The organism is Pseudonocardia halophobica, from assembly GCF_027922425.1.
GTDB lineage: Bacteria > Actinomycetota > Actinomycetes > Mycobacteriales > Pseudonocardiaceae > Pseudonocardia > Pseudonocardia halophobica.
The window spans coordinates 70,291-81,181 of sequence record NZ_BSFQ01000035.1; the positions used below are offsets into that span (position 1 = coordinate 70,291).

At 74.2% G+C, this 10,891-nt stretch carries 12 protein-coding genes; 7 read left to right on the forward strand and 5 right to left on the reverse strand.

What is annotated here, in order from left to right:
* The first annotated feature begins 8 nt into the window (after positions 1-8).
* A complete protein-coding gene (locus PKE99_RS29305; protein WP_037051182.1) occupies positions 9-1,022 on the forward strand; it encodes a TIGR03842 family LLM class F420-dependent oxidoreductase in 1,014 nt (337 codons plus the stop codon).
* Here PKE99_RS29305 and PKE99_RS29310 read toward each other — a convergent pair.
* From PKE99_RS29310 to PKE99_RS29320, 3 genes are all read right to left on the reverse strand, one after another.
* Entirely contained in the window at positions 992-1,600 is a 609-nt protein-coding gene (locus PKE99_RS29310; protein WP_197040808.1) for a TetR/AcrR family transcriptional regulator, read from the reverse strand. The genes PKE99_RS29305 and PKE99_RS29310 overlap by 31 nt on opposite strands.
* An 18-nt stretch (positions 1,601-1,618) precedes the next feature.
* Positions 1,619-2,638 (reverse strand): NAD(P)-dependent alcohol dehydrogenase, encoded by a 1,020-nt coding sequence (locus tag PKE99_RS29315; RefSeq protein WP_037051185.1) that lies wholly within the window; start codon positions 2,636-2,638, stop codon positions 1,619-1,621.
* Positions 2,639-2,704: 66 nt separating this feature from the next.
* On the reverse strand, positions 2,705-3,166 hold the full coding sequence (locus PKE99_RS29320; RefSeq protein ID WP_231498374.1) for a DUF1059 domain-containing protein: 462 nt from the start codon (positions 3,164-3,166) through the stop codon (positions 2,705-2,707).
* 287 nt (positions 3,167-3,453) lie between these two features.
* On the opposite strand from PKE99_RS29320, the gene PKE99_RS29325 reads away from it, so the two are divergent.
* From PKE99_RS29325 to PKE99_RS29340, 4 genes are all read left to right on the forward strand, one after another.
* Positions 3,454-4,593 carry an inorganic phosphate transporter gene (locus PKE99_RS29325; RefSeq protein WP_037051187.1) on the forward strand — a complete coding sequence of 380 codons (1,140 nt, stop codon included), beginning with the start codon at positions 3,454-3,456 and terminating at the stop codon, positions 4,591-4,593.
* 27 nt (positions 4,594-4,620) lie between these two features.
* Positions 4,621-4,851 carry a hypothetical protein gene (locus PKE99_RS29330; protein ID WP_037051190.1) on the forward strand — a complete coding sequence of 77 codons (231 nt, stop codon included), beginning with the start codon at positions 4,621-4,623 and terminating at the stop codon, positions 4,849-4,851.
* Positions 4,852-5,123: 272 nt separating this feature from the next.
* Positions 5,124-5,942, forward strand: a complete 819-nt coding sequence (locus tag PKE99_RS29335) for an IS110 family transposase (protein WP_231498358.1) — start codon at positions 5,124-5,126, stop codon at positions 5,940-5,942.
* 58 nt (positions 5,943-6,000) lie between these two features.
* Entirely contained in the window at positions 6,001-6,414 is a 414-nt protein-coding gene (locus tag PKE99_RS29340) for a transposase (RefSeq protein WP_231498360.1), read from the forward strand.
* A 54-nt stretch (positions 6,415-6,468) separates the two neighbouring features.
* Here the strand turns inward: PKE99_RS29340 and PKE99_RS29345 are convergent, their stop codons facing one another.
* On the reverse strand, positions 6,469-7,644 hold the full coding sequence (locus tag PKE99_RS29345) for an acyl-CoA dehydrogenase family protein (protein ID WP_037050528.1): 1,176 nt from the start codon (positions 7,642-7,644) through the stop codon (positions 6,469-6,471).
* Positions 7,637-8,830 carry an acyl-CoA dehydrogenase family protein gene (locus PKE99_RS29350; RefSeq protein WP_037050526.1) on the reverse strand — a complete coding sequence of 398 codons (1,194 nt, stop codon included), beginning with the start codon at positions 8,828-8,830 and terminating at the stop codon, positions 7,637-7,639. The genes PKE99_RS29345 and PKE99_RS29350 overlap by 8 nt, the downstream gene beginning before the upstream one ends.
* Positions 8,831-8,968: 138 nt before the next feature.
* On the opposite strand from PKE99_RS29350, the gene PKE99_RS29355 reads away from it, so the two are divergent.
* Positions 8,969-9,331, forward strand: coding sequence for a DUF3040 domain-containing protein (locus PKE99_RS29355; protein ID WP_037050524.1), 363 nt, complete (start codon positions 8,969-8,971; stop codon positions 9,329-9,331).
* 144 nt (positions 9,332-9,475) lie between these two features.
* On the forward strand, positions 9,476-10,891 hold a 1,416-nt coding region (locus PKE99_RS29360; protein ID WP_271214938.1), incomplete at its 3' end, for a helicase-related protein.

A 10,891-nucleotide genomic window follows, 5' to 3' on the forward strand; every position in this document is an offset into this window, starting at 1 on the left:
TGAGTGCGGTGGACATCGGACTGGTGCTGCAGACGGACCCGCCCGCGTCGACGGTCGTCGACCTCATGGCGCGGGCGGAGGGGCTCGGGTTCGGCCACGGCTGGACCTTCGACTCGCACGTGCTCTGGCAGGAGCCGTTCGTGATCTACAGCCGGATCCTGGAGCGGACCTCGCGGCTGGTCGTCGGGCCGATGGTCACCAACCCGGGCACCCGGGACTGGACGGTGCTGGCCTCGCTGTTCGCCACGCTCGACGACATGTTCGGCCCGCGCACGGTCTGCGGGATCGGGCGCGGCGACTCGGCGATGCGCGTGCAGGGCCGGCCGCCGACCACACTGGCCCGGCTCGAGGCGTCGATCGAGGTCATCCGCGGGCTCACCGCCGGGCGGGCCGTCGACCTCGGCGGCACCGAGGTGCGGATCCCGTGGGTCCGCGAGGGCGCGCCGGCCGTGCCGGTCTGGGTCGCCGGGTACGGGCCCAAGGCGCTCGCGCTGGCCGGGCGCTGCGCCGACGGGTTCGTGCTCCAGCTCGCCGACCCGTACCTGGTGGAGTGGACGATCAAGACCGTGCGGGCGGCCGCCGCCGACGCGGGCCGCGATCCCGACGCGATCACCATGTGCGTGGCCGCGCCCGCGTACGTGACCGACGGCAGTGCCGATTCCACTGCGCACGCCCGGGACCAGACGCGCTGGTTCGGCGGCATGGTCGGCAACCACGTCGCCGACCTGGTGACCCGCTACGGCGAGACCTCCGCGGCGGTGCCGGCCGAGCTCACCGGCTACATCAAGGGCCGCGCCGGCTACGACTACAGCCACCACGGCCGGGCCGGGAACCGGTCCACCGACTTCGTGCCCGACGAGGTCGTCGACCGGTTCTGCCTGCTCGGGCCGCCCGCGGCGCAGCGCGAACGGCTCGCCGAGCTGGCCTCGCTCGGCGTCGACCAGTTCGCGATCTACGCCATGCACGACGACCGCGAGGCGACGATCGAGGCCTACGGGGCGGAGGTCATCGGCCGGGTCTGACCCGCGCGGGCGGCGACGGGGTCGTCGGCCGGCCGGATCCCGAGCGCCGGGACCAGCCGGCGATGGAGGTAGCCGCGCAGCGCGTCCTCGTCGGCGGCGTCGCCGTCGAACCACACCAGGGACAGCAGGAACCGGATGACGGTCTCGGCGATCTCGTCGAGCTCGGCCTCCAGCTCGGGCTGGAACCGCAGCACCGGGGTGAGGAACCGCTTGGTCATGGCCAGCGCCTCGGCCGAGAGACTGGCCCTGGCCAGGACGAACGTCGAGCGGTCCGGGAAGGCGACCGGGGCCAGCGCCGGCTGGGTCCGGAACTCGTAGCGGGCGCGCAGGGTGGTCTCGACGACCAGCTCGGCCGCCGAGCCCGCCCCCTGCGCGCTCTCCCAGATCCGCTCCACGATCTGCTCCGAGAGCCGCAGCAGGGCCGCCTCCACCAGCTGCTCGCGGGAGCCGAAGTGCCGGTACACCGTGGGCCGCGACACGCCGGCCCGGCCGGCCACGGCGCTGAGCGACGTGCCGTCGAACCCGGTGGCGGCGAGGCACTCGACCGCGGCGTCGAGGATCTGCGTGCGCACGTCCACGCCCGGCATTCTCGCAGCTCAGTCGCCCGGACGGATCACCGACTTGATCGCGGTACGGTCACGGCCCGGAGCCGTGAGCGCCGCCTCCGTGTCCGCCAGCCCGTAGTGACCCGTCACGAGGGCGTCGAGATCGACGCGTCCGGAGGCGGCCAGCGCGATCGCGGTCGGCCAGGTGTTGGCGTAGCGGAAGGTCGCGGTCAGCTCGATCTCCCTGCGCTGCAACGAACCCAGCGGGAGCGCGAGGTCCGCCGAGCCGCTGCCGACCAGCACCGCCCGGCCGGCCGGGGCCAGCACCTCGAGCGCGGCGCGCGTGGCGGCGGGATGGCCGGAGCACTCCAGCAGCACCTCGGGCTCGAGCCCGTCGAGCTTCGACTGCGACACGTCGACGGTGGCCGTCGCGCCCAGCCGGGCGGCCACCTCGAGACGGTGCGCGTTCACGTCGGCGACCACGACCTTCGCCGCGCCGGCGGCCACCGCGACCTGGACCGCGACCAGCCCGATCGGGCCGGCGCCGTTGACCAGCACCCGGCTCCCCGGCCCGACTCCGCCCTTGCGCGCCGCCCAGACGCCGACCGAGAGGGGCTCGAGGAGCGCGGCCCGGTCGTCGTCGAGCGAGTCCGGGACGGGATGGGCGAAGGCCTCGTGGACCACGACGTACTCGGCGAGGGCGCCGTCGACCGGCGGCGTCGCGAAGAACTCCATCCGCGGGCACAGGTTGTAGCGGCCCGCGAGGCACTGCGCGCAGGTGAAGTCCGGGCGGCCCGGCTCGATCGACACCCGCGTGCCCCGCCCGACCCGCGTCACCCCCTCCCCCAGCGCGACGACCTCGCCGGACGGCTCGTGCCCGAGCACCAGCGGCGCCTCGACCACGAAGTCGCCGATCCGGCCGTGCTCGTAGTAGTGGACGTCGGAGCCGCACACACCCACCGCCGCCACCCGGACCAGCACCTCGCCCGGGCCGGGCTCCGGCACCGGCCGCTCCTCCAGCACGATCTCCCCGACCCGCCGCAGCACCGCGGTACGCATGGAGGCAACCATGCCCCCAGGGTGCTCCTCCGGCCGGGATCCGTCGCCCCGGAACGGGTCCCGGCCGGGCGTCCGGGCTCAGAAGTTCTTGACCCGCTTCGCGTCGAGGTTGCGGAAGGTGGGCTCGTTCGACGCCATCGCGGTCATCTTCTCGGCGATCTGCTGGGTCGCCGGGTGCTTGGAGTTCCGCATCGCGGCCTCGTAGTCGGGGAAGCCGACCAGCAGGTAGTAGCGGCCCGGCTCGTCGCGGTCGGTGGCCATCACCGACCAGGTGGCCGTGCGGCCGTCGCCGATCCCCTCGAGCCACTCGGCCTCGAGCTCCTCGAAGCGCTCGACGTCGTCGCTGGTGAAGTCGACGACCTGGACGAAGCTCTCGGCGCCGACGTCCGCGGGGGCCGGGACCATGCCGGCGCTGATCCCGTCGCGGAGCTCCTCGTCGTCCGTGTGACCGTGCACGTCGACCGCGTGCATGACGGCCGCGCGCAGCACCTCCTCGGGCTCCCCCGCGATCGTCAGGCTGCAGCCCGACTCGCTCGGCATCGTGCGACAGTCGATCATCATCCTGGCCATCGGGTCCTCCGCACGTCGGTCGGCCCACCCGTGGTGGGTGATCCACTGCACCCCCGCGCCTCCGCCGCGTCTGTACGTAGTTCCCGACAGGGCCGAACGGAGTAGTCCCGGGAACCGCACGGTGTGACGTCGTTTCGTCGTCGCGCGTGACACAGCGCGCACGCTCCGCATCTCACCTTCGCCCTGTGTTCACCCTCCGTTCACCCGGTGAACCTACCGTTTCGCCCGGCAATACCTCTGCAGAAGCGGGCGGCGACATGGATCTGTCCCTCATCGTCATCGTGGTCGTGGTCACCGCGTTGATCTTCGACTTCACCAACGGTTTCCACGACACGGCGAACGCGATGGCGACGTCCATCGCCACCGGGGCCCTGAAGCCCAAGGTCGCCGTCGCCGTGGCGGGTGTGCTCAACCTGGTCGGCGCGTTCCTGTCCGTGGAGGTCGCCAAGACGATCTCCAGCGGGATGGTCGACGAATCCAAGATCACTCCGGTGGTGATCTTCGCCGGCCTCGTCGGCGCGATCGTGTGGAACCTGGTGACCTGGCTGGTGGGGATGCCGTCGAGCTCCTCGCACGCGCTGTTCGGCGGGCTGATCGGCGCGTCGCTGGTCGCGGCCGGTGTCGGCGCCGTCAACTTCGGCACGGTCGTCACGAAGGTCGTCGTCCCGGCGCTGATCTCCCCCGTGCTGGCCGGGCTGGTCGCCCTGATCGGGACCTACATCAGCTACCGCGTCACCGCACGCGCCGAGCGTGACACGGTCTCGAAGGGCTTCCGCACCGGGCAGATCGTGTCCGCGTCGATGGTCGCGCTCGCGCACGGCACCAACGACGCGCAGAAGACCATGGGCGTGATCACGCTGACGCTGATCACCGCGGGCGTGCTGGCCCCGAACTCGGGCCCGCCGTTCTGGGTGATCGCCTCGGCCGGCCTGGCGATCGCGCTCGGCACGTACCTCGGCGGCTGGCGGATCATCCGGACGCTCGGCAAGCGGGTCAGCGACATCGAGTCGCCGCAGGGCTTCGCCGCCGAGACCGCCTCGACGGCCGTCATCCTGACCTCCTCGCACCTGGGCTTCGCCCTGTCCACCACCCAGGTCGCCACCGGCGCGATCTTCGGCGCGGGCGCCGGCCGCCGGCTCGCCGGGGTGCGCTGGGGCGTCGCCGGGCAGATGGCGATCGCCTGGGTCCTCACCCTGCCCGCGGCCGGGATCGTCGGCGCGGCGGCGGCATGGGTCGCATCGAGCGGCACCCTCGGAACGATCGTGGTCGCGGTCGTCGGCGTCGCCGTGGCCGCCGGGATCTACGCGGCGTCCCGGCGCAAGCCGGTCACCGCCGAGAACGTCAACGACGTCCCCGCCCCGCAGCCGGCCGAGCCGCCGGTGCGGCTGGCGGCCTGAGACCGTACGGATCCGAGGGAGGAACCCGTGAACATCGCCTGGGGAGCGCTCGGCACCGTCGTCGTCGTGTCGCTGGTCGTCGGGGTCGCCGTGATCGCGCTGCTCGCGTTCGCCCTGGTCGGGCTGTCGGCCCGCAGCCAGCCGGCCACCGCCGGGCGGCGCGGGCTGAGCCCGGCCGCCGGCACCGCGGTCGCGGGACTGTGCCTGGCCGCGAGCGCCCTGATCGTCGGCTACGGGCTCTACGTCATCGTGTCCTGACACCCGGCCCCGGAACACACGAACGGCGCTCCCGCTCAGACCCAACTGAGATGTCATGGCCCTACCCCGGGCCGCCTCGAGGGATGAGAATCGGGGTGGGGGTCGGCTGTGCTCGTTCGCGCTTGGTGCGTGCGAACCCGGTACTGAGACTGACGCCTGGGGCCTTCCCGGCACCTCGAACTGTTGATCTCGTACACGCTTCACAGCGTCGTTGATCGGTTGGCCCCGCCGGCCCCGCCTGGATCTGTCCGGGGACGGCGGGGAGGCCGACGGTGGACGTGCTGATCGAGCGGTGCGCGGGGATCGACATCGGCAAGGACGAGGTGGTCGCCTGCGTGCGAACTCCGGCCGCCGAGGGGCGGGGCCGGCGCAAGCAGACCCGCACGTTCGCCTCCTTCACCTCCTCGGTGGAGGCGATGGCCGACTGGTTCGCCGCCGAAGGGGTCACCGCCATCGCGATGGAGGCGACCGGGTCGTACTGGAAGCCGATCTGGTACGTCCTCGAAGACCGTGCGGGACAGGGCCAGGGGTGGGAGTTGATGTTGGTCAACGCCCACCACGTGAAGATCCTGCCCGGTCGCAAAACCGATGTGCTCGACGCCGAGTGGCTCGCCGAGCTGCTCGAGCACGGGCTGCTGCGGGGCAGTTTCGTGCCGCCGCCGGTGATCCGGCAGCTGCGGGACCTGACCCGCTACCGCAAACGGCTCATCCAGGACCACACCAGCGAGTGTCAACGCATCCAGAAGACCCTCGAAGACGCCGGGATCAAGCTCGACTCGGTCGCCTCCGACGTCCTGGGCGTCTCGGGGCGGGCGATGCTGGCCGCCCTGGTCACCGGTGAACGCGACCCGAACGTGCTCGCCGAGCTGGCCAAGGGCAAGCTCCGCAAGAAGATCCCCGCGCTACGCAAGGCGCTGCGCGGCCGGTTCACCGACCACCACGCCCTGCTGATCGGGCTGTCGCTGGCACACACCGCGCACCCTGGAGCAGGCGATCGCCCAACTCGACGACCGCGTCGACACCCTGTTCGCCACCCACACCGGGCCCGACCGGGACAGCGAGCCCGGGGTCCCTTTCGTCCGGGCCCGTGACCGGCTCGACACCATCATCGGGGTCGGGAAACGGGCCGCCGAAACCATCATCGCCGAGATCGGCGTCGACATGACCCGTTTCCCGACCGCCGCGCACCTGGCGTCCTGGGCCGGCCTGGCCCCGGGCAACAACATCACCGGCGGCAAACGCGGCTCGGGCAAGACCACCCACGGCGACGTGTGGCTGACCGAGATCCTCGTCCAGTGCGCCTGGGCCGCCGCGCGGACCCGCGACACCTACCTGTCCGCCCAGTTCTGGCGCCTCGCCCGCCGGATCGGGAAGAAGAAAGCCGCCATCGCCGTCGCCCACTCCATCCTGGTCATCAGCTGGCACCTGCTGGCCGATGACCGCGACTACACCGACCTCGGCGGCGACTACTTCACCCGCCGCAACACCGACCGCCAACGCGACCGACTCGTCGGCCAACTCCACAACCTCGGCTACCGCGTCACCCTCGACAAGACCGCGTAGCCCGGCTGCAGTCCATTCACTTCACAGCGGGAGCGCCGTTCGTTCGTGCGTGGGTCAGCCGGTCGCGATCGACGGGGCGCCGTCGCCCGACGCCGTGTCGAGCACCAGCCGCGCGATCCGCGCCCGGTGCTGCTCGGCGCTGCCCAGCAGGGCGGCGTCGGTGATCGCCCGCTTGTAGTACAGCTGCGCCTGGTACTCCCAGGTGAAGCCGATGCCGCCGTGCAGCTGGATGGTGTCGGCGGCGATCCGCGAGAAGGCCTCGGAGCAGGTCGCCTGCGCGATGCTCGCGGCCAGGGCCGGGTCGTCCGAGCCGTCGCCGAGCGCCCAGACCGCGTGGTAGGCCGCCGAGCGGGCGTGCTCGAGGTCGACCAGCATGTCCGCCAGCCGGTGCTTCACCGCCTGGAACGAGCCGATCGGCCGGCCGAACTGCAGCCGCCCCTTCGCGTACTCGACCGTGAGGTCGAGCAGGTGCTGCGAGGCGCCGACCTGCTCGACGGCGAGCAGCACCGAGCCCACCACGAGGGCGTGGCCGATCACCCGCTCCGCCTCGTCCGGGCCGGCGAGCAGCCGGGCCGGGGCGTCGGTGAAGCGCAACGTGGCCTGGCGGCGGGTCAGGTCGAGCGTGGTCAGCGGGGTCCGCTCGACCCCACCGGCGGTCGCGTCGACGGCGAACAGCGCCACGCCGTCCGGGCCGGTGGCGGCGACCAGCAGGTCGTCCGCCGCGGCCGCGTCGACCACCCGCTCGACGGTCCCGGAGAGCGCCCAGTCGTCGCCGGCCCGCGCGGCCCGCACGGTGACCGCGGCGGGGTCGAACGCCCCCGCGCGGTCGGCCACGGCCACCGCCGCGGTCCGGGTGCCCTCCACGAGCGGGCCGAGCAGCTCCGAGCGCACCGGGCCGTCCGAGGCCGCGACCAGCGCGGGGATGGCCAGCGCGACGGTGCCGAACACCGGCCCCGGGTACAGGGTCGCGCCCAGCTCCTCGACGGCGACGGCCTGGTCGACGAGCGTGCCGCCGACCCCGCCCTGCTCCTCCGGCACCGACAGCCCCAGTACCCCGAGCTCGGAGCCCAGCCGCGTCCAGGCCTTGGCGTCGAACCCGGGATCGGACTCCATCAGCCGCCGGACCGTCTGCTCGTCGGCGTTGTCCGCGGCGAACTTCCGCACCGCGGTGCGCAGCTCCCGCTGCTCGTCGGAGAAGACGAACGGCCGGGTCTCCTGCTGGTCAGCCACGGGGGATCTCCTTCCAGGGCTTGCCGGCGTCGGCGCGCAGGTCACCGGGCAGGCCCAGCACCCGCTCGCCGAGGATGTTGCGCAGCACCTCGGAGGTGCCGCCCTCGATGGTGTTGGCGCGCGAGCGCAGGAAGCGCTGCTGCAGCGGGCCGCGCCAGTCGTCCGTGCGCTCCATGTCCCGCATCGTGTAGTCGTCGTACAGGATCCCCTCGGGGCCGAGGAGGTCCATGCAGAACTCGTAGACCTGCTGGTTCAGCTCGGCGCCCACGAGCTTGCCCACCGAGCCCTCCGGGCCCGGGCCGCCGACCGTCGCCGTGGCGCGCGAGCGCTCGGAGGTCAGCCGCTGGGCCTCGGCCCGCAGCCAGAGCTTCGTCAGCCGGTCCTCGAGGACCGGGGTGTGCAGGTCCGGCCGCGAGGCCCACAGGGCCACCGCGTCGGCGATCGTGCCGGTGCCGCGCCGGCTGCCGCTCGCGCCGATCGAGCTGCGCTCGTTCATCAGCGTGGTCATGGCGACCCGCCAGCCGTCGCCGACCTCGCCGAGCCGGTGGGCGTCGGGGATGCGGGCGTCGTTCAGGTAGACCTCGTTGAACTCGGCCTGCCCGGTCATCTGCCGCAGCGGCCGGGTCTCCACGCCCGGCCCCTGCATGTCGACGACGAAGTAGGTGAGGCCCTTGTGCTTGGGCGCGTCCGGGTCGGTGCGGGCCAGCAGCAGCGCCCAGCGGGCCCGGTGCGCCAGCGAGGTCCACACCTTCTGCCCGTTGACCACCCACTCGTCGCCGTCCCGGACGGCGGAGGTGGCCAGCCCGGCCAGGTCGGAGCCGGCACCGGGCTCGGAGAAGAGCTGGCACCAGATGTTCTCGGTGGTCGCGAGCGGGCGCAGCCACTCGCGCTTGAGCTCGTCCGTCCGGGCGTGCTCACGCAGGGTCGGCGCGGCCATGCCGTAGCCGATGGGGTTCAGGGCGAACGGGACGGGCCCGCCCGCGTCCTGCAGGATCCCGTCGGCCACGGACTGCAGGCCACGGGAGACGCCGAGCCCGCCGAGGCCCTCGGGGAAGTGGACCCAGGAGAGGCCGGCGTCGAAACAGGCGGCGAGGAACTCCCGCGTCGGGACGCTCGTCGGGTCGTGCTCCTGCACGACCTTCCGCGCGGCGTCCGCGACCCGGGACGAGTCGGCAGCGGTGCTCATGCCGCGACGATATGTGATGAACGCTCGTTAAGATAGAGCCGGGCCGCTCGCCCCGCGCGGACGCCTGTTCACCGAACGGGTGACGGACCGGACGCCCCTGGAGTGTCGGGATCCGCACGTCAGGGGTATGCAGGAAGGGTGAGCGTCCCGGAGTCCCGCCCCCCGCGCCTGACCGATGCCGAACGCCAGCAGCTCGAGGAGCTCGAGCGTCGCCTGGTCGGCCAGTTCCCCGATCTCGACCACCGCTTCCAGAACACCGCCGGCGCCGGCCACGCCGCGCCCGCCGAGGTCCGTCTCGCCCGCGCCGTCTTCGCCGTGGTCGCCCTGATCATGGTGATCGTCGCGGCCGCGGTCGGCGGCGCCGGAGGTGCGCTGGCCGTGCTGCTGAGCATCGGCGGCACCGTCGGCATCCTCGCCCTGGTCGGCCGCAACCTGGCCCGCGCCCGCGCCGCGGTCGAGGCCACCACGCAGCGCCGCGCCGACAGCGGCACCGAGGTCTGACCGACCCACCCGGACCGGCGGGCCCCTCCGGCCCCGCCGCGTGTGCGGGCGCCCGCGCACCCGGCCCTCGCGCAGCCCTGCGCGCCCCGCTCGTCCGCATGCCCGCCGCCCGCGCTCACCGGTCCGGCGGGCACACTGCGGACCGTGCCCGCCCTGGTCGCCGATCCCGGCGCGCTCCCCGACCTGCCCGTCCGGGCGGCGCTCGCCGCGGTCACCGGCACGCTCACCGCCCACGGCGCCGCCGTGCTCGTCGCGCCGCCGGGCACCGGCAAGACCACCCTCGTCCCGCTCGCCCTCGCCGACGCGGTCGACGGGCGGGTGGTCGTCGCCGAACCCCGGCGCGTGGCCACCCGGGCCGCCGCCCGGCGGATGGCGGCCCTGCTCGGCGAGGAGGTCGGCGGCCGGGTCGGCTACTCGGTCCGCGGCGACTCGCGCACCTCGACGGACACCCGCGTCGAGGTGGTGACCTCCGGGCTGCTGCTGCGCCGGCTGGCCCGCGACCCCGAGCTCCCGGACGTCGGGGCCGTGGTGCTCGACGAGTGCCACGAGCGGCACCTCGACGCCGACCTGCTGCTCACCCTCCTGCTCGACGCGCGCGAGGGGCTCCGCCCGGACCTGCCGCTGCTGGCGGCCTCGGCCACGGTCGCGGCCGGCCGCCTGGCGGCCCTGCTCGGGGCCGACGAGCCGGCCCCCGTGGTGGAGGTCGAGGCCCGCACCCACCCGGTCGCCGTCCGGCACCTGCCGCCGCAGCGGGGCGAGCGGATCGAGGCGTGCGTGGCGCGCGGCGTCCGCGCGGCCCTCGACCGGACGGACGGCGCGGTGCTCGCGTTCCTGCCGGGCGTGCCGGAGATCCGCCGGACCGAGGCCGCGCTGGCCGGGCTGCTGACCGGGCTCGGGGTGCCGGTGCTGCCGCTGCACGGCCGGCTGCGGCCGGCGGAGCAGGACGCGGCCCTGCGCGGCGACGGGCGGCGGGTGGTCCTGGCGACCTCGATCGCCGAGTCGAGCCTGACCGTGCCGGGCGTGCGCGCGGTCGTCGACTCGGGGCTCGCGCGGGTCCCGCGGGTCGACCACCGCCGGGGCCTGGCCGGGCTGGTGACGATCCCGGAGTCCGCGGCCGTCGCCGAGCAGCGGGCGGGACGGGCGGGCCGGGAGGCGCCGGGCGAGGCGTACCGCTGCTGGCCCGAGGGGCAGGTGCTCGCCCCCTTCCCGGAGCCGGAGATCCGCACCGCGGACCTCACCCGGCTCGCGCTCGACCTCGCCGTCTGGGGCACCCCGGACGGGTCCGGTCTGCGCTGGTGGGACACCCCGCCGGATGGCCCGCTCGCGGCCGGGCGCGAGGTGCTGCGGGCGCTCGGTGCGGTCGACGCCGGCGGCGCCGCCACACCCCGCGGCGAGCGGATGGCCGGGCTCGGGCTGCACCCCCGGCTGGCCCGCGCCCTGCACGACGGCGCCGCCGCCGTCAGGTCGCGGGCCGCGCCGCTGCTCGTCGCCCTGCTCGACGCCGTCGCCCTCTCCTCCGGCGCCGACCTCGCCGCCGAGCTGGGCCGGCTCCGCGGCGGC